The organism is Pelotomaculum propionicicum (assembly GCF_004369225.1).
Classification (GTDB): domain Bacteria; phylum Bacillota; class Desulfotomaculia; order Desulfotomaculales; family Pelotomaculaceae; genus Pelotomaculum_B; species Pelotomaculum_B propionicicum.
Genome location: NZ_QFFZ01000057.1, coordinates 1 through 21,609, shown reverse-complemented (window position 1 = coordinate 21,609; position 21,609 = coordinate 1). Strand labels below are relative to the sequence as shown.

At 43.7% G+C, this 21,609-nt stretch carries 16 protein-coding genes; 9 read left to right on the top strand and 7 right to left on the bottom strand.

Annotated features, from left to right (window positions below; genetic code table 11):
• Together Pmgp_RS16755 and Pmgp_RS16750 are read left to right on the top strand one after the other, a co-directional pair.
• Positions 1–707: copper amine oxidase N-terminal domain-containing protein (locus tag Pmgp_RS16755; protein WP_192902987.1), on the top strand; the 707-nt coding region annotated here is incomplete at its 5' end.
• Between the two features lie 288 nt (positions 708–995).
• Positions 996–1,226: a thioredoxin domain-containing protein gene (locus Pmgp_RS16750; RefSeq protein WP_134215427.1), complete on the top strand. Its 231-nt coding sequence runs from the start codon at positions 996–998 to the stop codon at positions 1,224–1,226.
• Between the two features lie 339 nt (positions 1,227–1,565).
• Here Pmgp_RS16750 and Pmgp_RS16745 read toward each other — a convergent pair whose 3' ends face one another.
• A complete protein-coding gene (locus tag Pmgp_RS16745; RefSeq protein WP_134215425.1) occupies positions 1,566–2,483 on the bottom strand; it encodes a LysR family transcriptional regulator in 918 nt (305 codons plus the stop codon).
• Between the two features lie 288 nt (positions 2,484–2,771).
• Between Pmgp_RS16745 and trxB the strand changes: the two genes are divergently transcribed.
• From trxB to tnpA, 5 genes are all read left to right on the top strand, one after another.
• Complete coding sequence (gene trxB / locus Pmgp_RS16740; protein WP_134215423.1) at positions 2,772–3,974, top strand: thioredoxin-disulfide reductase; 1,203 nt, start codon at positions 2,772–2,774, stop codon at positions 3,972–3,974.
• A 118-nt stretch (positions 3,975–4,092) separates the two neighbouring features.
• Positions 4,093–5,361: an MFS transporter gene (locus Pmgp_RS16735; protein WP_134215421.1), complete on the top strand. Its 1,269-nt coding sequence runs from the start codon at positions 4,093–4,095 to the stop codon at positions 5,359–5,361.
• A 450-nt stretch (positions 5,362–5,811) separates the two neighbouring features.
• On the top strand, positions 5,812–7,170 hold the full coding sequence (locus Pmgp_RS16730; RefSeq protein ID WP_134215419.1) for an MFS transporter: 1,359 nt from the start codon (positions 5,812–5,814) through the stop codon (positions 7,168–7,170).
• 58 nt (positions 7,171–7,228) lie between these two features.
• The gene (locus Pmgp_RS16725; protein ID WP_134215417.1) at positions 7,229–9,274 is read left to right on the top strand and encodes an alkaline phosphatase family protein; all 2,046 of its coding nucleotides are present in this window, start codon (positions 7,229–7,231) and stop codon (positions 9,272–9,274) included.
• 196 nt (positions 9,275–9,470) lie between these two features.
• A complete protein-coding gene (gene tnpA / locus Pmgp_RS16720) occupies positions 9,471–9,947 on the top strand; it encodes an IS200/IS605 family transposase (protein ID WP_134215415.1) in 477 nt (158 codons plus the stop codon).
• A gap of 5 nt (positions 9,948–9,952) precedes the next feature.
• Here tnpA and Pmgp_RS16715 read toward each other — a convergent pair whose 3' ends face one another.
• Genes Pmgp_RS16715 through Pmgp_RS16690 form a run of 6 tightly spaced genes read right to left on the bottom strand, consistent with a single transcriptional unit; the run spans position 9,953 to position 18,240 of the window.
• On the bottom strand, positions 9,953–10,636 hold the full coding sequence (locus tag Pmgp_RS16715; RefSeq protein WP_134215413.1) for a hypothetical protein: 684 nt from the start codon (positions 10,634–10,636) through the stop codon (positions 9,953–9,955).
• Between the two features lie 12 nt (positions 10,637–10,648).
• Positions 10,649–13,414 (bottom strand): DEAD/DEAH box helicase, encoded by a 2,766-nt coding sequence (locus Pmgp_RS16710; RefSeq protein ID WP_134215411.1) that lies wholly within the window; start codon positions 13,412–13,414, stop codon positions 10,649–10,651.
• Positions 13,401–14,978, bottom strand: coding sequence for a site-specific DNA-methyltransferase (locus Pmgp_RS16705; protein WP_134215409.1), 1,578 nt, complete (start codon positions 14,976–14,978; stop codon positions 13,401–13,403). Before Pmgp_RS16705 ends, Pmgp_RS16710 begins: the two co-directional genes overlap by 14 nt.
• A 28-nt stretch (positions 14,979–15,006) precedes the next feature.
• On the bottom strand, positions 15,007–15,144 hold the full coding sequence (locus Pmgp_RS20400) for a hypothetical protein (protein ID WP_243119925.1): 138 nt from the start codon (positions 15,142–15,144) through the stop codon (positions 15,007–15,009).
• Between the two features lie 23 nt (positions 15,145–15,167).
• Positions 15,168–18,008, bottom strand: coding sequence for an SNF2-related protein (locus Pmgp_RS16695; RefSeq protein WP_134215407.1), 2,841 nt, complete (start codon positions 18,006–18,008; stop codon positions 15,168–15,170).
• A gap of 19 nt (positions 18,009–18,027) precedes the next feature.
• Entirely contained in the window at positions 18,028–18,240 is a 213-nt protein-coding gene (locus Pmgp_RS16690) for a helix-turn-helix domain-containing protein (protein ID WP_134215405.1), read from the bottom strand.
• A 263-nt stretch (positions 18,241–18,503) separates the two neighbouring features.
• Between Pmgp_RS16690 and Pmgp_RS16685 the strand changes: the two genes are divergently transcribed.
• Together Pmgp_RS16685 and Pmgp_RS16680 are read left to right on the top strand one after the other, a co-directional pair.
• Positions 18,504–19,283, top strand: coding sequence for a hypothetical protein (locus Pmgp_RS16685; RefSeq protein ID WP_134215403.1), 780 nt, complete (start codon positions 18,504–18,506; stop codon positions 19,281–19,283).
• Complete coding sequence (locus tag Pmgp_RS16680) at positions 19,280–21,166, top strand: 7-cyano-7-deazaguanine synthase (RefSeq protein WP_134215401.1); 1,887 nt, start codon at positions 19,280–19,282, stop codon at positions 21,164–21,166. Before Pmgp_RS16685 ends, Pmgp_RS16680 begins: the two co-directional genes overlap by 4 nt.
• Positions 21,167–21,609: the final 443 nt, after the last annotated feature.

Genomic DNA, 21,609 nt, shown 5'->3' with positions numbered 1-21,609 from the left:
AGCCCCTTTTGGAACCGCTGGACCTGGAAGGCAGGGTCGTCACCGCCGATGCCATGCACACCCAGGTGGAGCATGCCCGGTTCATCGTGGAAGATAAAAAGGCCGATTATGTCTTTCCGGTAAAACAGAACCAGGGAAACCTTTTTGAGACCATCAAGAGCACAAGGAACGAGGATTTTGGAAATATAAATTTACAAATTGATAATACGAAAGCCAAAGTAGGAGTTCAACAAGTTACTTTAGATGTTTCGCCAAAAATAATAGATGATAGAACATATATTCCATTAAGATTTATCGCCGAATCAATAGGAGCAAAGGTAAATTGGAATGGTGAAAAACATTCCGTGGAAATTATTTATTTAGCCACTATGTCTATTCAAAAAAAATATAGTATGATTACTAATGGATTGTCACTATCAAAAACTGACTTACAGGAACTCAGTTGTATTGAAAATTACATCCTTACTAATGAAGCTATTGAAATTTGGAATGCATTAGATGATGAAGCAAAAAACACTTTTAAAAGTAATATAATTACTGAAATGAGAATAAAAATACCTAATTTGCTCACTTATGAATTGAATTTTTTTGATTCTGATAATACTGAAATTGATCAATATAAGTGGGAAGATGCTAATATAAAAGCAGAAATTGAAAAAAAAGCAAAAGAAGATTCACTTAATTACCCAAGTATAAAAAGAAAATAATTTTTCCTTTCGACAATACCAGTAAACACTTACCTCTGAGAAAAAGTAATTTAATCGTAAAATATATGTCGAATATTATATAATTATAGAAGTTCTCTCTGCCGCTCCCCAATGAAAAGAATCAACTTATTTTAGAGAGAAACAATAATGAATCCGTAGAATCGTTTCTAACGGCTCAAAAATGGAAAAAGGTCTTAGGATACCTTAAGAGGTTTATCTATCGGCACTCGTCTGATTTTTTTTCAAGGTCCGTGGAAGGAACAACAATAGGAAATATATGACAAGCCCGTGCTGCTGGCCTTCTGGAGCCCGACGGATGAAGAAAGCATAGAAGCTGTAGCCAGCCTGGAGAAAAATGTAGCGGAGAGCGGGGACAAAGTAAAGCTGGTTAAAGTGGACATGTCGAGGAAGAAAAGGATCGCTCAGAGGTTTAATGTCACAGAAATTGGCATGGGCCCTTTATGCGGGGTTGGCCCCTGCGTGTATACCAGTAGCGTTCCTGGCGATAGCAAAGGGTAAAGCCGCACTGGAACGTAACCGTTCAGTGCAGGAAGTGAACGGTAAGCTGGTATCGATTTCAAATAGCTTTTAAGAAGAACCTAGGCTGCCCCATTATTAAATGCATATTACCGGTTTCTTGTAATTACCCACGGATATAATTTGTTTCAAAGGGAGTAATCGTCACAGGTAATAACTATCGCCTTTATTGATGTAGGTTCGTTACTTAACTCAATAAAGCATTCTAAGCCAGCTGACACCAGTCAGCTGGCTCATATTCAGTGTAGCTCTCCCTTTTTGTTTTTTGAACTCATAAGGGGGATTAATTGCTTTGGAACTTGGTCATCCATACATTGATATTTAGCAATAGGATTTTAATACCTTGACAAATTCTTGAGCGGCTTCTGAAAAAGGAAAATTATATGACCGTATCCACCCACAAGATAATTGTACATTATTTCTAATCGGCAAATAAAGAATTTCTTTATAAGATATGTCCTCGATAAGAGTTGACTTGGCAAAAAATCCCGCGGCCATTCCTTCAATGATTAATTTTTTGAAGAGTTTATTACTGTCGCATTTAAACAGACTTTTAGGCTCGCCGTATCTCTTTAAGAGTCTCATTAGCCAGGTATCTTCATTGTCAGTTTGATAAATGGCCAGGGGGTATTTCAGTATTTGTTTGATGGTAATAAATTTCCTTTTTGACAAAGGGGATGTTTTTCCTATACCTACAACCAGCTTATCATTAAATAACCGTTCAAAGTGGAATTCGTTATTAATATCTATTTTTGACAATTTACCGCTTATCAAAAGCTCATCCGGTATTAAAATTAGGCCAAGGTCAGCCTTGCCATCCTTAATATTTAACATTAGCTTTTCTACAAGCTGTTCTTTTAAGGTTATATTTACTTTGGGATAATTCTTGCTGAAATCTGACAACGCCTTCTGAATGATACTGACGTTTATTAGAGGAGCGTAGGAAATAAGCAGGGAGCCTTTCAATAAAGAGGTCTTGGTTTCATTTGATTTTAGATCTGATTTTAATTGATCAACAATCTTTAAAATCTCCCGGGCTCTTTTTACAACCTTCTCGCCATCTTCCGTGAGATATACACCCTGAGGGGAACGGTTCAGCAAGGTAACGCCCAGTTCTTTTTCCAGCTTTTGAATGGCCTCGCTAATGCTTGGCTGGGACACATAAATATGTTCAGCGGTAAGATTTATCGATTTAGTTTTGGCCACCTCGGTCAGATAGTATAACTGCTCTATACGCATGCCGGTTACCGCCTTTTATAGCTTATGTTCTTATCAATCCATTTTATATGATCCTCAAATTCGACAAGGTTTATAAAGGTTCCTTCTTGTTCCCGGGTAAACAAACTCAGGTTGTCTGACGGAACAGTCAGCAACCTGAGTTTGCACGCTTTATACAGTTATTCCATCGTAATTATTGCTATAGGCAACAGCTATAGCTTTGGTTTTTGTATCCGCTTTTTCGATTAGTCAAAAAATTATATGCGAAATATAATTTTTACAGATAGAAAAGAATTGGAGGGGTGAAAGATGTCAGTGTATGATCTTGTAATTATAGGCGGAGGGCCGGCAGGCCTGACTGCGGGAATATACGGAGCCCGGGCAAAGCTAAAGACAGTGATATTGGAAAAAGGCGCCGTAGGCGGCATGGCCTTCACCACCAGGGAGATAGTAAACTACCCCGGCTTTAAATCCACCACAGGCCCCGATTTAATGAAAACCATGGCCAGCCACGCCAAAGAATTCGGCGCTGAAATCATCAAGGGTCAAGTAACAGAAGTAGACCTCGCAGGAGAAATCAAAACAGTCAAAACCAAAAAAGGCGGCCAGTACCAGGCCAGAGCAGTGATCTTAGCGCCCGGCTCCCAGCCCAGATTGCTCAATATACCGGGCGAGAAAAAGCTGAGAGGCAGCGGCGTGTCCTACTGCGCCACCTGCGACGCCGAATTCTACGAAGATTTGACCGTAGTGGTCGTCGGCAACGGAGACGCCGCCATAGAAGAAGCCGTCTACATCACCAAGTACGCCGGCAAGGTTATCGTGATCGTTATTCACGATGAAGGAATCGTGGACTGCAACAAGGCCAGCGCCGAAAAAGCCTTCCAGAACCCCAAGATAGAATTTGTCTGGAACTCCGTCCTGGCCGAAATCAAAGGCAGGGAAAACGTCGAGGCCGTAGTGGTCAAAAACCTGAAGACCGGAGAGTACACAGAAGTAAAGGCCGAAGGAGTCTTTATCTACGTGGGCATGGCGCCTGAGACAGAATTTTTAAAAGGAAAAGTAGAGTTAGACGAGCGAGGATATATTCCAACCAACGAGATGATGGAGACCAACGTCGACGGCGTGTGCGCCGCGGGAGACGCCAGGGTAAAATACCTGCGCCAGGTGGTGACCGCGGCCGCTGACGGCGCCGTGGCGGCAGTGACAATAGAGAGGTACCTGGCCGAAGAAGACGACTTCAAAGAGAACGTGCTGAACGCGGACAAGCCCGTGGTGCTGGCTTTCTGGAACCCGGCGGATGAAGCCAGCATAGACGCTGTAGCCAGGCTGGAGCAGACAGTGGCGGAGAGCGGGGACAAAGTAAAGCTGGTTAAAGTGGACATGTCAAGGAAGAAAAGGATCGCTCGGAGGTACAACGTGACAGCGACACCGGCAGCCCTGCTGCTTAAAGAAGGAAAGGTTGTTCGTGATATAACCGGAGTTTTTGAAGCGGTCTGGGGGAGAGAACTTTAAAAACACAATTGTGTGTGACCAGTGATGTCATAGGCGCCATGATATTGCTGACGCTGCTGCTCAACGGAGTCGCCATGTCCATGCCAAACCATTTTTTCGAAAGGATAAAAACTGCTAAATGAAACATAAAAAGATAGTTTATAAGCATTACCATTATCTAATTGTGGCGGGATGTTTTTTTCTCACCTTTTCAGGATTAGGCATCGCCATCAATAGTATGAGTGTGTTTCTTAAACCCGTAATAGAGTCGCTGGCCTTTGCCAGAGGGGAATTCGCATTATCCTATACGCTTATAACCGCGTCAACGATGATAGCGTCTCCGTTTGCTGGAAAATTTCTTGATAAATATTCTATGCGGCTGGTTATGACCTTGAGTTGTGCCACCGCGTCCGTTAGTATCATGCTGTATTCCCGGTGTAATACACTGTTTCAATTTTATATATGTTCAGTCTTCTTAGGATTAGCCTTGGCCGCGATCCACCTTGTTCCGGTTTCGATGCTGATTACAAGTTGGTTCAAGGAAAAACGCGGCCTCTTCTTAGCAATAGCTATGACCGGCGGCGGTATAGGCGGGATGGTGTTAAACCCTTTTACCAACTGGCTGATTGTATCTTATGGCTGGCGGTTATCATTTGCGGTGCTTGGCTGCATATTTGCCGTCACCAGCATACCGGTTGCACTTTTCATTGTCAAACGTCTTCCATCGGAAATGGGACTTCCGGCCTATGGGGAGTCCGTTAAGGGAGCCCCGGCTGATTTGGCTGTCGAAGCTAATGGCTTGATATTCTCTCAAGCTGTAAAGACACCATCTTTTTGGCTCCTGGGTTTAGTTGTATTTATAACAGGTTTAACCGGCATGGGTGTACAGATGCACATCCCGGCTTATTTAACTGATATCGGTTATTCCTCTAAATTCGCGGCCAATATTGTATCTCTTTTCATGGGTATTGCGGTTATTGGAAAAATATTGACTGGTTCTATTTTCGACAGGTTTGGCATGAAAACGGGCGCAGCCTTTATGTACTTAATATTCACTGTCGCGGTCCTGACCATGTTTGGAGCCCGAATCATGCCGCTTGCCATAACCTTCGGAATAATTGGTGGTCTAGCCTTCCCCATTTTGGCGATGGTGCCCGCGCTGCTTACCGCAGGAATCTTCGGGCAAAAAGACTATGGTGTCATCTACGGAGTAATGATTTTATTCCTCAACCTGGGGGGTAGCCTTGGTATGCCGCTTTCCGGGTTTATTTTTGATAATCAGGGGAGTTATTTCTTGGCCTGGGTCCTTTATGCGGGTCTGGCCCTGGCGTGCATACCAGCAGCGTTCCTGGCGATAGCTAAAGGTAAAGCCGCACTGGAGCGTTTTGCCCCGCTCTATAATCATTAACCTCGTTTTTCCCCGATAGCACCCAACGTGGACGTTTTGAACGCAAGTGCATCAAATAAATAACCATTTGACCGGATGCTTCTATTTTGCTTTAGAAGACCGGTTTTTTTTGTCGTAACTAGGAAAGTTGAGTTGATGGTAGGGTTTTAAAAGGCTAATTTTTTATATTGAGCCATAGGTAGTAACTATAATCTATGGGTTGACATATTAATTGCCGATTGTTCTAAAATTTTCAGGGAATATATAATTTGTTTAGATATATATGTGAAAATATTAATTATCCTAAATAGTAAATTCATGAAGGAGTGGAAAAATGTCAGGAAACGTGTAATGTTTATTGATCCGGAAGGGGTTGATGCGATGAGGTGATGTAAAGATGTCCCAGGGTATTGAGAGTGGTTTTATCTAATATCGTTGTGTATTATCTTTATAAAGAGGAGGTTAATTATTATGGCAAGAGGCGCGAATGCTGGGCCAAGTTATTTCGATGGCACAAAAATCGGGAATACGCAAAAAAAATTCTTGTGGTTGGCAGCACTAGTCTATTTTTTTGACCAAATGGATAATGGTACTTTTTCTTATGCCGTGCCGGCTTTAATAAAAAACTGGGGCATCACAACGGCACAAGTTGCTCATGTTAACTCTTTGAATTATTTTGGGATGTTTCTCGGCGCTGTTTTTGGAGGCTGGCTTTCGGATAGGATTGGACGCAAAAAAGCAATGCTTACTGGTATCTTAACCTTTTCCCTGGGATCACTTGGTAACGCTTTTGCAACAAGTTTTCCAGTCATGGCTGGCGCGCGTTTAGTTACTGGTTTTGGTGTTGTGGCAACGGTGATTGTAGCTATGGTTTATATAGCTGAAATGCTGCCTTCTGAGAACAGGGGAAGATATCAGTCTCTAACCATTGCCTGCGGTACAATCGGGATCCCGATGTGTGCTTTGTTTGCAAGGTGGGTTGTACCGATGGGACCGGAAACCTGGCGGTATGTTTTTGTATTGGGCAGCTGCGGCATCTTCCTGGCATTATTAGGTTTCTTTTGGTTTAAAGAGTCTCCTCGTTGGCTGGTATCTAAAGGTCGTATTGAAGAAGCAGAAAATCTTGTAGAAGAGATTACCGGTCAAAAAGTAGACTTACGAGCCGTGAGTATAAAAGAAGTAAAAAAAGTCGGCAATATAGAAGCATTGAGAGTTATGTTCAGCAAAGAGTATATAAAACGGACTTTAGTGCTTGGCACCTTGGGATTGGGTATAAATTTGGGAATCTTTTTCATCGGGACATTTTATACTACCATGTTAACTAAGATTGGTTTGCCGGTCGCCACTGTTTTAACAATAGCAGCTATTTCAGATTGGGGTAGTCCGGCAGGGGATTTAACGTCTTCATTTTTTGTTGACAAGGGTGGCCGAAAGATACCTATCGTTGTGTTTTGCGTGATAGCGGGTGCACTTTCTATTGTGTGCGGCATGTCCACGTTACCTATACTTGTTGTCATTACATTGACTGTTCATAGGATCTTCCGCGCCGGCTCATTGGTCATGTTTTGGTCTTATCTGGCTGAATCATTCCCGACTCATATTAGAAGTAACGCTTCGGGTTTTGTCTTTGGTTCAGGCCGTTTAGCAGCTGCTCTGTCTCAGTTTGCCTTACCGGTGCTATGGGCTAATTATGGATGGGCCGGGTTAAACACAATAAATGGGTTGTTCTTTATTTTACCTGCGATACTTGTCTTATTCCTTGGTGAAAAAACAGGTAAAAGAACTTTGGAAGAACTAAATGAAGAAAGAACAGGCTCAGCAACAGCTTAACGTTATTCTAGTTAGTACTAATGTAACCAGTCCCCATGGTATTGAAGGAGGAAAAGTGATGAAAAGAGAAGCCTTAACAGAGAAAATGATTCTTTTGGGAGTAGATGGTTTTGAACCAAGGCTGGCCAAAAAGTTCTTGGATCAAGGTAAAATGCCCAATCTGCAAAAGTTCATAGACAGAGGCGCTTGCCGGGAAGATTTAGTCTTGTTAGGGGCAATGCCTACCGTTACGCCGCCTTTATGGACTACACTGGCAACCGGCGCGTATCCCGGGACGCATGGCATTACATGCATGTTTGGTCAAAAACATGGTCAATTAGATACTTTAGTGTATAATTTAGACTCCAAGCGGTGTAAGGCAGAGCCGTTATGGAATGTTTTCGCTGAAGATGGTAACAAAAAAACGTTAGTCTGGCATTGGCCCGGCAGTGCATGGCCTCCAACTTCAGATAGCCCTAATCTTAGCGTCGTTGATGGTACTTCACCACCTACCATTAATACATCCGCAGTAGTGGATATTTTGAAAATAGTAGTTGCTTCAGCTACTCTTAAAGAGGTGCAATTTTTGCCCAATACTGCTGCTGTTACACCTGGAGCCGGTTGTATCATTGATAATGTGGAGGACTTGGTTGCGGAAGAAAAAGTGGCAGTTAATTTTAGGGGTGCAGCAGCAAAAAACAGAGATAAAGGCATTAAAAATATTGTTACATGTGAAGAAGAAAACGAAATCAATGTATTAAGCGAGTTTATCGCGGATACTGTGAAGTCACCGATTAAACAAGCCAGTGGCTGGGCTGACGCACCTGCCGGAGCCAAAGAATTTACAATTGTTTTAGGAAAAGGTCTGAATCGGCGTCCGGCGTTGCTATTGCAAAACAAACAAGGAGAATATGACACAGTTGCAGTTTATAAATCAAAAAAAGAAATAGAGCCTTATGTAACTATTCAAGGTGAGAATTCGGTTTATTGCGTGTCTGATTCTCTCGTGGATGAGAATGGCAAAGCCATTCTATGCAATAGGAACTACCATGTTTTGGATATTAAACCTGACGGTTCTCAAGTTAACATGATAGTGGATATGGCGGTGGATATGACCCGGGATGATTTGTTTCATCCAAAGTCCTTATATAAGGAAGTTCTGGAGAATGTCGGGCCAGTTCCCTCAAGGCCGGGGGTTACTGGAACTAACGAGAAATTGGTTGAAAGAGTGTATATTCCAACCTGGGATTATTACTGCAAGTGGCAAGCAGACGCCTTGACATATTTTATGGATAATAATAAGTATGATGTTATCTTCTCACATTTGCACAATGTTGACGCGTCAGGACATCAATTTTGGCATTTTGCTAAACACCAAGAAATGTGGAACAATAATGAAGAAGCGTATCAAGGATTTATTGAAAAAGTATATATTCAAACAGATAACTATCTGGGAAGATTTTTACCTTATCTGGACAAAGGCTGGACTATTATTATTACTTCGGACCATGGTCTGATTAGCCAGGAAAATCACGGCGTGATATTGGGTGAGATCATTGGCGTAACCACACCAATAATGGAAAGTCTAGGCTATACTACATTGGTTAAAGATGCAAACGGTAAGCGGCTCCGTGAAATTGATTGGGCGAACACCAAAGCGGTGGCCAGCCGTGGTAACTATATTTACCTCAACTTAATTGGCCGGGATGAGCATGGAATCGTTGATCCCAAAGATAAATATGATCTAGAAACGCAAATTATTAATGATCTGTATAACTATCGTGATCCCAAAACCGGTAAGCGGGTAGTGGCGTTGGCTATGCGTAATAAAGACGCAGCGATTTTGGGTATGAGTGGACCGGAATGTGGTGATATTGTTTACTTCAAAGAAGAATCATTCAATGTTATTCACGCGGACTCCTTGTCAACTCAAAACGGTTATGCCGGCACATCGGTTTCTCCAATTTTTGTCGCAGCAGGACCAGGAATTAAAGAAGGTTATAAAACTGAACGGGTTATTCGTCAGGTGGATATCGCACCTACTATGGCTATCCTGGGTGGCGTTCGTTTCCCGGCTCAATCTGAAGGATCGCCTGTGCACCAAATTCTAACAGAAGATATTTAGTGGAAAATGGTTGCTTTATAAGATGCCGGTCAAATATTTTATCTATTTGACCGGCATCTTATTGTTTATTGAATACCACCTGCTATGCAGGTGGTTCCAAAAAGCTTATAGCTATGGGTAGAAATAAAAAGCCTCCAACTGTTACAATAATGCGGGTTTAGCCAACCGCAGAAAAAACAGAAGGAGGTCTTACGCCATAGATAATAATACACTAGCACATACAAAGTGGAATTGTAAATACCACATAGTGTTTGCACCAAAATACAGGAGACAAATAATTTATGGAAAAATAAAAGAGGATATCGGAAAAATAATTAGGAAGCTCTGTGAGTATAAGGGCGTAGAGATATTGGAGGCAAATGCATGTAAGGATCACATACACATGCTGGTCTCAATACCACCAAAACTAAGCGTATCAAGTTTCATGGGATACTTAAAAGGCAAAAGTTCACTAATGATATTTGATAGGCACGCCAATCTAAAGTATAAATATGGCAACAGACAATTTTGGTGCAAGGGTTTCTATGTGGATACGGTAGGCAGAAATAAAAAGGCAATAGAAGAATATATAAGAAACCAACTTCAAGAAGACATAGTGGCAGATCAACTTAGTCTGAAAGAGTATATTGACCCGTTTACAGGTGAGCCTGTAGGGAAAAACAAGAAAAAATAACCCCTTTAAGCGCATATCCATAGGGATATTTTATGAACCGTGGGTATTGGTTGAGGCAGACAGCAGATTAAGCTGTCTGCCTTTGCCGTTGATCGGCTATTTTCTCGGGGGTATGTAATATAAAAAATTTGATTTGTATTAACAAGGTGCGAAATAAGAAATTGGACTACCACAATGTTATATGAATGGCATGTAGGTTTATTTTTTGCTAACACTTCAAAAATATCGCACCTATTTAAACTAACTTCAATATTGTCCGTTTTTTGGGCATATGATTCAATTAATTCATGAATAGCTTTCCAGCGCTTATTCCGGTCGAATCCTTCGTAATAAATATCTTTACCTCTTGCTGTTCTTTCAAATGCCATTAGGTCGGGGGCACCACCGCAGCCAATTGAAAGAATGTTATAACGTGAATATTGGTTAAAATCAATATTATTCTCAACGGACAAAACATTCTCAGAATACCTCCGCGAATATTTTTGAACGTAGCAACAGAGTAATTTATCGCATTCGTAATCTGAACGACCTCCTTTTTGTGGCCAACAATGTACTTGGTCAAGGCAACCATCTTCAAAGTCGCATCTACCAACACAGTTCATTCCGTTGTTACAATTCACTCCACAATTCCCCGGATTGGAATTATTATAGGTCTCTGAGCAGGCTGCTGCTAATTCGTCAATTAACATCCTTATCCCCCTTTACTCAATCTTTAACTGTTCCGGTTCCACCCGATTTTTCACCAAATAAATGAAGCTGGATTGCAGCCGCACCTCATCGTGAGAGATAAGAGCATACTCCCATGGCTTGCCGCCGTTTTCAGAATTCCACTCCGTGACGGCACGGCAGTATTCCCGCCCGGCGATTGCCTTTTCCCAAACATCGCCGGATTTATTCTGCAACGCTTTCCGAACATCGTCAGATGCTTTTGTTTCCACCATGTAGATTACATCAGACGTTTCAACAACAAAATCCGGTTCATAGCGGCTTATGCCGCCCGGCCCATAATAAATATTGAACTGCTTTGCTGACGGCCTCATCCATTTCAGCACAGCGCCATCGTTCTCCAATACAATAGCAAATATGCGCTCGGTATTACTATCAAACTTGTATAGCGTATGGCAAGCTTTCTTAAAACCTTTGAAAATTTTCGTCTTTACCTCAGAAGGGGATAGGTTGGCACGCAAGTCATAAAGATCGTCGGATTTGAACTTTCCGCCGAACCCAGTTTCTATGCGTGTAAACGGACGCATACTTGAAGCCCTGTAGCCGGTTTCTTCTTTGTAAAAATGCTCGTTCATTTGAGCGTAGATGATCTCCGCCAAGCTGCGCTGGCGGTCACGCATCACCTTTTCTGTTTCTTCAGGATTCAAGTAGGACAAAAAGTGCCTCTTGGCGTCGGCGATCAGGGAATAGATGAGATCGGCGCAACTGCTGTAATCGACATTGTCATGCACGATGATGTGCCGCACAATCTCGTTCTCAACGGTGTCTGTTTTGGGAAAGAGAGCAAATCCGGTATGATACTCGAAAGTTTCACCGCCTTCCTGCAGCTCTGTTCCGATAAGCGTATCGTCTGAAGGGTGCCAGTTCATGTTGCGGGTGTCCAACTTAAAATCATAGAAACCATGTTTTACTTCCGTAAAAGGCTGCACCACCGCTTGCGGGATAGGAATCACATTTTCAGTCAGTGCCTGCGTACAAGTATCTATGGCTTTTTCAACAACCGCTGTTAAATCCTCTTTTTTTAATCCGAGTGCCGGGAACTGCCGGATGGTTTCGCTCACAATGCTGGTATGGACCAGTTTTTTTATTTCTTCATCCCTGGTGGCATCAAAGGTTTTCACTTGTTTGCCAAGCTCCACGACTGTTTTGGAGGCAAGACGGGCAACAAACTGCGCCACTTGCACGGTCTGTTCCGGAGCTTTATCCACAACATAGTCATTCGTCGCGGTTTCCCTCAATGTGAAGGCGAGTTGTTCCGTGAAGCTCTCTGCACTTGTCAGCTCATCGTATACCGTCGGCATTTCCAGCGTTTCCCGCTGATCACCGCTTTGGGGCTCGGCCGGGTCAATATAATAAACACGCCGCACGAGCGAATTCGGGTCATTAGCAAGTCTGACGATGGCTTCATAGCGGTCATGACTTACGATGGACAGACGGTCGACCTCATCTTCGCCTGTTCTTTGGCCATAGGGCAGACGCAGCCCACGCCCGATGGTCTGTTCGGTGAGGGTTTCTGAAGCGGAGGCGCGCAGCGGGATAATCGTATAAAGGTTGGTTACATCCCAGCCCTCCTTGAGCATATTCACATGGATGACAATCTCAATGCGGTTGTCCGGCCGCTCCAGAGAAAGGAGAAGCTCAATATTCTCGTCTTTTTCCGCCCCTCGCTGGGCAGAGTTGATTTCCAGAACTTTGTCCTTGTAATACCCGCGAAAGAAGTCCGTCGAGGTCAGATATTCCTTAATCTGCCGGGAATGTCCGGTGTCTTTGGCGACGACAAGCGCAAAAGGTTTGACCAACTGTTTGCCATAGGTACGGGCGTACACGTCCAGCTTGCTCTTTGTTTCTTCATGCAGCCGGATGCCGTCATTTAACTTTTCACGGTCGAGCTGCTCCGGCGTGTATTCCTCCGGGCGAAAATCCTTCCGTGTGAATACTGCGGGAACTTTCACATACAGTCCGTCATTCAGGGCGTGGGCGAGAGAATATTCGTATACCACATTTTTAAAGTCGATTTTGCGTGCGCCTTTTTGGATCTGAGGTGTCGCGGTAAGCTCTACCCCCAATATCGGACGCAACTCGTTTATAACGTCAAAGCTGCGATCGGCGTGGTAGTGGTGGCTCTCATCCATAAAGATGCATAAATCCGGCAGGGATTGCAAGTATTGAAAATATGACTCGCCCAACACTTCATTGAGCCGCTTGATGCGGGCAGGCTTGCCATCCGCCGTCTTGCTTTCGGAGTTGAGCTTGGAGATATTAAAAATATTAATAATTATCGGTTGAAGAATCTCATTTGTCGTTAGCTGTCGAAACTCTTCGTAATTGTCGCCGTCGATGATGCGAGGCGGATTTACGAACTTGTCCAGACCGCGAAACACATACTTCGCACACGACGGGTCGCCAAGGTCGGCTTTCAGTTTTTTATAAATCGTCAGGTTCGGAGCCATCACAAAAAAGTTTTTTATACCTTTTTGATAATGCAGATATGCAATAAGCGCCCCCATGAGCCGCGTTTTGCCGATGCCCGTGGCAAGGGCAAAGCAAACCGACGGGAATTCCCGCTCGAAGCTGGTAAGCGTCGGGAATATTTCGCGGATTTTTCGCAATTCTTCTTCCAAGTCCGGTGTTTTGGAGAGCGACAGAATATCCGCTATTTGCTGAAAGCGTTCCAGACTCTCCTTCTGAGGAGGGCGGAGGGCAAGCCGGTTGTTGATGAATTTTGCGTTACTGTTCAGCATCGTCCCATTCCTCCTCGTCAAGTTCCGGCGGGTTGACAATGTTCAAATTATAATTGTCTATACCGAATTCGCACTTGTCCAGCACCGATTGCGGGATTTTCCGCACGTCAATATTCTCATACCGCTTGCCCAGCCCGATGTCGAACGCCGGGGCGCAAATGAGCAGTTTTTCATAATCCGGCAAGTCGCGGGCAATGTGGTCAAGCTCCCGTGCCGTTAAGTATTGGGTAGTAACGTAAATATAGCTGTTCTCAACGTTTTTTCCTTGTTTCCAGAACACTTCCGGATCGGGCGCATAGGCGAAGCCGTTCAGCTTGGCGACGGCCGCCGCCAGCATTTCGGGGTTGTATTTTTCGGTGTCGATAATCGGGTTGCCGTGCCTGTCCTTGACAATCAGCGTCGGCGCAAGCTCATAAAATTTGAAGCCGCCGCCGCCCTGCCAGTTGACAGATTTGGAAACACCGCCCTGTTCGCCGTCCACGACAGCTTTCAGGCGGGGCAGGCAGTGGGTGTAGCAGTGGTCGCCCAGTTCAATGCCAATCCAGCGCCGCCCCATCTTGTGCGCGACGGCGGCTGTCGTGCCTGAGCCGAGGAAGCTGTCGAGCACGAGGTCGCCCGGGTTGGAACCGAGTGTGAGGACGCGCTCTATCAGGCGTTCGGGTTTGGGCGTGGCGAAAACAGATTCGGAATTAAACGCAATTACTTCTTTCCGCGCATCCTGATTGTGACCAACTTCTTGGTATGTCCACAATGTCATAGCGGTTATCCCGGCTTTAACATCGGTTAAGAACCTTTTCAGTCTGGGCACATTATTTCCGTTTTCACCAAACCAAACGCGGTTATCATCAACAAGCCTTTGAAAATTCTCCTTTGATGTATTCCAACAACGTCCAGCGGTAGGTTTCAACTTACGACCAGAAGGAGTAGTGATTTCATAGTCATATTCGGCCGAGTAAGTTTTTACCGTCATATCACTTGACGACCACGGTCCACGTGGGTCGTTATCTAGGTTTTGATAACGGCTGTCCATTTCAGCAGTGCGTGGAAGTAAGTTGGGTCGCCAAGTAGACTTTTCTTTGGCATAAACTAATAGAAAATCGTGACTGTCAGAGAGCCATTTTGCGTCATTCTGCGGAGAAAACTTTTTTTGCCAAATTACCGTATTGATGAAATTTTGCCGACCGAAAATCTCATCGCAAAGCACTTTAAGGTAATGCCCCTCGTCGTCGTCAATGCTAATCCAGATACTTCCGTCGTCGCTAAGCAGATTCCTCAATATGTCAAGGCGCGGCTTCATCAGAGACAACCAAGTTGAATGCTCCAAATTGTCATCATAGTGCTCGAACGCAGAACCGGTATTATACGGAGGATCTATATAGATGCACTTCACCCTTCCGGCGAATTCCTGCTCCAGCGCTTTCAGCGCCAGCAGGTTGTCGCCATGTATGAGCATATTATCGGCGGCAGGATCGCCGTAATCTTTTGAAGCGTCGTGCAGCAGTATGCGCGGCTCCACGGCGGGTTCGCTGCCCTTGCCGATCCATGTAAGCTCCAGTTTTTGCATGGTATGTATTCCCCCTATTCGTCCAGCATCAGCTTTTTCTTTGAGTTTCTGAGCTTGCGTGTTTTTTTGCATTTTGGGGCATTTCGACCATTTTGCTGACCTCAGCAAAATGGTCGTTGACCTCAAATCCGCTGTTTTTGCAGGCAAGCACAGCGCGGTCAATCACTTTTTGAAAATTCCTCCGTATCCTCAGACAATCTCAAACGAGATGGTCATAATATGTTCAGCTTTGGATGTCCCGGCCAGCTTTGAGCGGATTTCATCCTGCAAACGCTCGTTGGCCGAATCGATTTCATCCTCACGCTCGTAGAGTTCCCGGCGCATTTTCTTGCGGCGCTCCTCAAGGCGGTTGATTCCTTCTTTCATGTCCAGCATTTCCGCAAGCGGCCTGTCGGTACTGCTTTTAAAAATCCGCTTTTTCTCAGTGATTTCTTTGCCCAGTTCCTTCAATTCCCGCTGCAATCCTTCTTTTAAGTCTTCGCTGTACGCGTCCAGCTTGGCACATTCTTCGAGGAAGTATTTCTTGTTTTCCTCCTCGATTTTTGCTTGCCGCAACGCAATTCCAGCGCGCCGTTTCTCGTTAAGTTCGGCGGTTTCCGGCTCGCAGCCGCCGATTACTGTTGCCGGCAATTCCATAAAGCGATTTACTATATCTTCATCAACTTCAGTTCCATCTTCCGTGACGACTGTAAAGATGAGATGTTCTTCGGTTCCAAAGCCGGTGTAACTCAGCTTGTCCAAGGAAAGTGTTCCGCGCAAATTCGGGTGGCTCTCCAAGAAACTTATTTTATGTTCCGGCGAATTTGTATGGTTAAAGCGAACAGTAGCTCCCGGCAGGGGAGCGGACATTGCTTGCTCCAGCCATTTTTGAACCAGAGGGTCGTCCCTGCGCAGAAATATATCGCCCTGGCGCTCAGCGTCTTTCCACTGGATGTTGTATGTGGCGCTATGCCCTTCGCTTGCATATGCGAATCGCCATTGGTCGAGCGGCTCCACCCGTTCTGCGCCATGCATGATAAAGAAATTGCACAGCCAGCGGCTGAACTTATCAAGCCCGGCAAGGGTAGCTTCCTGGCATCCTTTTAACCTTGCGGCTACTTCTTCGTCGAAGTTTTCAAGGATAGATTGCCGCGCGGCGGTCATTTTCTCATTGATACGTTCGGAGAGTTCCTCCTGCAGAAGATCAAATTGTTCCTGGATTTGCTCCTGGTTTTTGCAGTTCTGATAAATCGCTGCGATGCGCTTTTCAAAATCAACACCAGCTTCAATTGAACCCAGAACTTCATCGGAGGAGCCGAACAGCCCGCTGAAAAGCCGGAATTTCTGATCGAGAAGCTCATATACCCGCACATCCGCGGCATTCTTGCGGTTGAGAAAATTAACCACAACTACGTCGTTTTTCTGACCATACCGGTGGCAGCGGCCGATACGCTGTTCTATGCGCTGCGGATTCCACGGGAGGTCATAATTAACAATCAGACTGCAAAATTGCAGGTTGATGCCCTCGGCGGCGGCTTCCGTACCGATAAGGATGCCAGCCCTATCCCTGAATTCCTCAACAACAGCGGCCTTCATATCTGCCTGCCGCGAACCGGAAATTGTCCCGTCGTTTTTATGCCGTTCTTTCCACTCCGCATAAATTCTTTTGGATATTTCATCGTTATTCGAACCGTTCAGGAAAACTATGCTGTCTTTATAGCCGTTGTCGGAGAGCAGATTCAACAGATATTCCTGTGTTCTGCGTGATTCGGTAAATATCACTGCTTTACGCTTGCCGCCCAGCATCTCGGTTTTTTCAAATCCCTGTTTCAGCGCGGAAAGTAAATTTTCACCCTTTGCATTATATGTGATGCCCTGCGCCAGTTCGTAAAATTTGCGCAGTTCTTCCAACTCTTCCGTTATGCCTGCCCGGTCTTTTTCTAAATCGGAGGGCTCCGAATCTTCCGAATCTTCCTGCTCCTCCAGCAATTCGTCATATGTATCATAGTCATCGAGGTTCAATTCGCGTTCAATACCTTTAAGTTTTCCTTCCAGCCGTTCAATTAATGAATTAAGCGTGCCGGAAATAGCGAAAGATGACGACGCGAGCAATTTACGCAGCACCAGTGTGATCAGCGTCCTTTGTCCCTGCGGAAGAGCGTAAAGCTTGTCCGAACGCAGATAATCCGAAACATAGTTATACAGCGTTTCTTCATCCGCTGTAGGCGTGTATTCCTGCAGTATCGCTATGCGGCTTGTGTAATTTACATATTCGGTAACCTGTTTACGCAAGGTGCGCTTGCAAAACTGCTTCAGCCGCTGCTTCAGAGCGTGGTTCCGAACTTCCTCGTTATTCACTGAAACGTACATGTCCCGGAACGTCCGGGCATCGCCAAAAACATGCTCGTCAATAATGCTGACTAATCCGAAAAGCTCCATCAGATTGTTTTGGAGCGGAGTGGCTGTAAGCAGTAATTTGCGTTTCCCCGACAATGCGCGACGCAGACGCGTCCCGGTGACATTTCCTGATTTATAAACATTGCGAAGACGATGCGCCTCGTCAATAATGACTAAGTCCCAGGAGATTGCCTTCACGTCAATTTCCTTTTGAGACGCAAAGTTAAATGAACAAATAACAACCTCATCCTTTATGTCAAAGGGATTGAGTTCACCTTCTTTTTTGGCCTTATTATAATTTTTAGACTCAAGAATCCTTGATTTTATGAAGAATTTTTCATCAAGTTCCGTGCGCCATTGGGTGCGAAGCGCGGCGGGAACAATGAGTAGGATACGGCGTTTGCGCTCCGACCAGCATTGCGCGAGGACAAGCCCTGCCTCGATAGTTTTGCCCAGACCAACTTCATCGGCAAGAAGCGCGCCGCTGGAAAGCGGTGATTTCAAGGCAAACAAGGCGGCGTCTACCTGATGGGGATTCAGATCAACCTTTACGCCGGACATAGCGGAAGCAAGCCCGTCAATACTGGACTGCGGGCGTTTAAGAAGTATTTGTTCGGCAAAATATCTTGTCTGATACGGCGTATATGATTCCATAATGACCCCACCCAATTCTTTATCGTTTCACGTCATCGCTCATTTCCATAATATCGGCTATATCACAATTTAAGGCTTTGCATATCTTCGCAAGTATTTCGGTATTCACATTTTCATTCTTGCCGAGTTTTGTAATGGAAGCAGAACTGATTCCCGCAAGCTTTTGCAGGTCTTTCTTTTTTAAGTCCTTATCAATTAAGAGTTTCCACAGCTTTTTATAACTGATTGCCACTTTGTCCACCTCGCCTGGTTTTTTCAACCAAAATAAACACTTTGATTATAACAATAAAACCATGAAAAAACAAGAAAAATACGAGCGAACGCAGGAATTTGTTAAGCGTTATATTGATTTTTATGAAGTGGAAATGGTATAATTTATCAAATAATGTCAGATGCACTCGAGGCTAAATACGTTTTCGAACTACCTAACAGCTTCATAGTACGTTGTATATGTTAATAACGTAGAATGAAGAGGCATAGGGGGGAGGCGATATCATGGGACATGAAAGAATTGGTTTTTTACCAAAAAGCAAGCAATGGAATGCCATTGTCCAGCAGCTTTCTGAATATCAACCCAGCGCTGAAACCACCGCAAAAATAGCAGATAATACTTTAACTTGTATAAGAAAAAATTATGAACAGATGCCGTATGACGAGTCTGTTTCAAAGGCAATTAAGTTTTTGGCTATGCTCTCTGTGTCAGCGAATCAAGATAATCAAGCAGCTTTTTTAAGAAACAATGGGTGTGCGGTCGATGATAAGTTGTCTCTTTTCTCACTGGTCAATAGTGCGAAAAATTTCATTACAACAGAAGATGGCTCACTTGAAACGAACAAAATAGCACGAGATGCTGTATTGCAAGCCATTACAACTTACCAGAGCCATCATACCTCAGATCAATTAACGCTATTTGGTGATAATAATGAGCCGGTTTGGAAAAATGTCGGCTCAGGAGCGGCCTTTTGCGAATTGGCGAGATCATTCTTTGCTGCATTCACCGACAGACAGATAAAGTATTACATTGAACGTTCTGCGGCAAGCGAAATCAACGATTATGCGACGCTGCAATCATTTTCCGCCGGAATCTCGCAAACTGCAGATGCCATATCCCATCATGCTTTTGAAACGTCAAAAATCATGCAGTCATTTGCGGCTGGATGGTTTAATAAACACGCAGTGACAAGTGTTCCTGCCGATAATAAGATAACAGACTTCTTAAGAATTTCTTTTAGTAAAATGAGAGAGGAGTTTCGAAGGGAGGCTGCAAAAGAATGAACAGTCAACCTTCAAAACCCAACGAAGCTATAATTGTGTATTGCGACGAGTTATGCAAGTCAAGTATATGTAACAGCCAGGAACTTAACCTGCTAAATCGGGATATCGATGGTTTAGATGCCAACATTACTATCGAGTTCAATAAATTTGTTCGAGATCCGGAAAATCTTTCTCCGCGCATTTTGGATTTATTACGTATTGCGGCATATGTTTATTGTACGGACAGGCTTATTAACCGTGGTGAGAGAGATAGCCTCAACAACACGGCATGGTCAAGAGCGTTCGAATTTCATATTCCTGTTTCCGATATCGCTTTTTGGTCAGATGGAAAGATTTCAACCAAGATGGGCGAAGCCTTGGCATTCATGACCGGTGACCGTCGATTTAACTTTTCTTTTACAAAGGCCAGTTTAAGTCCTGTTAATACTGATAATCAGCAATTGTCATTATTTAGTACGGAATATATAACACTTGATGAGGCAGAAAAAACAGATGTCATGCTTTTCTCTGGAGGATTGGACTCTTTAGCTGGGGCAATTCAAAGGCTCAATGATCATAATGATAGAAAATTATGTCTTGTTAGTCATAAGGCAAATAATTGTACCATCCGAACACAAAATGCTACCGCAAAACATTTACGAGATAAATATTCCAACAGAGCCATTCAATATGGCTTTGAATGCCATAATAAGAAGGCCGCTCCAAGCAGAGAAGAAACTCAGCGGTCGAGGATGTTTTTGTTTTCGGCGATAGCATTTGCAATATGTAATTGTTACGAAAAAAAGGAATTCTTCGTTCATGAAAACGGTATAACAAGTATCAATTTACCAAAGCAAAGTGATACTTTTAATGCAAGGATGAGCAGGACAACGCACCCAAAGACTATAGGGCTGCTGCGTGAATTTTTCAGGCTGTTTGATAAAGACTTCAACATTATCACTCCGTATTATAACAAGACCAAGAGCGATATCCTTGATATTTTCAAGCAGTATGGAGAAGAAAATATTATTACGAGTTCTGTTTCCTGCAGTTCTACGCGCAACAAACCCAAAAATTCGGCTACACATTGCGGCTGCTGTTCTCAGTGTATAGATAGGATTTTTGCAATTTACGCTTCTGGTCTTGAGGACTATGATGTCACTTATGCGGATGACATTATTAAGGAAATACCTGGTAAAAAAACGGCTCAGCATCTTTACAATACACTGCGTCTTGCTTGTGCTGAATCAAGCCGTACAAAAGATGAATTGTTTCGCAGCTATACTGATGAGATTACTGATGTCATAAATTATTGGCCAAATGACAATCCAGATGATAGTCTAGATGAAATATTTCAGTTGTACGGTCGTTTTGGAGATTCGGTCATGAAAGCTATAAAATCGATACAACTAAAGTTTGAAGATCCTCGGGTGCCGGTAAATAAAAATTCTCTTTTAGGGATCGTCGCTGAACGAGAATATTTGAATACGCCGGTTCAAATCAGGGTGAATGAGATGGATACTATTCTGCGTAAGGCTATTCCAATGTCATTTCAACGCGAGAAACCAAAAGATGAGAATGATATGAATGACAAAGTTCAAGCCTTACTTAGTACCCAGGGTGAATTTACAAGGGAGTATCCTGCTCTTCAATTTGGCGAAACTGCATATAAGGCAGATCATGCAAAAGACGGTTTAATTATTGAATCAAAATTTCCAAGAGGCAAAACTGCCAAAAGTACTGTTTCGGAAGGGATTGCAGCGGATATAACTAAAATACCATCTTCAGTAGCAGGAATACTTTTCGTTGTGTATGATCCCGAAAGAAAGATCACAGATGATGATTTATTTATAAGCACTTTTGAAGCAACACGGCAGAACTGTTTTGTCAGAATATATCGATAATTAATCGCTATCTTCATTGATTATCCGTGTTGATACAAATACAAGGGACAACTAAATCACTTCAAAGCAAATAGAGAGGCACTATCATTGAGATAACGCCTCTCTTCTGCTTTTCCGTATCGGTCTGGGGTATGGTTCAACAAGTTTCCCTATTAAACCGCGCAGTTAGGGGTGGTTTGTGATAATTATGCGGTTGGCGAAACTTTCAATGAGTCTTAAGACTCGGCCAGCAACGGCCCTTATAGGGCTAGAGCAAACCACCCGTTTTATGGGTGGTTATGATTATAAAAAAACATCTCTTAATCGCTTCTAATAGATGATCCCACTGCGAAAACCCCATAGAATAGCAAAAATTGGTCTGAGATAGCAGGATAAATAATGGCGAATATCGAAGTATACTACAGATATCAAGAGATATCAGCTGATAAAATAATAAATCGGGC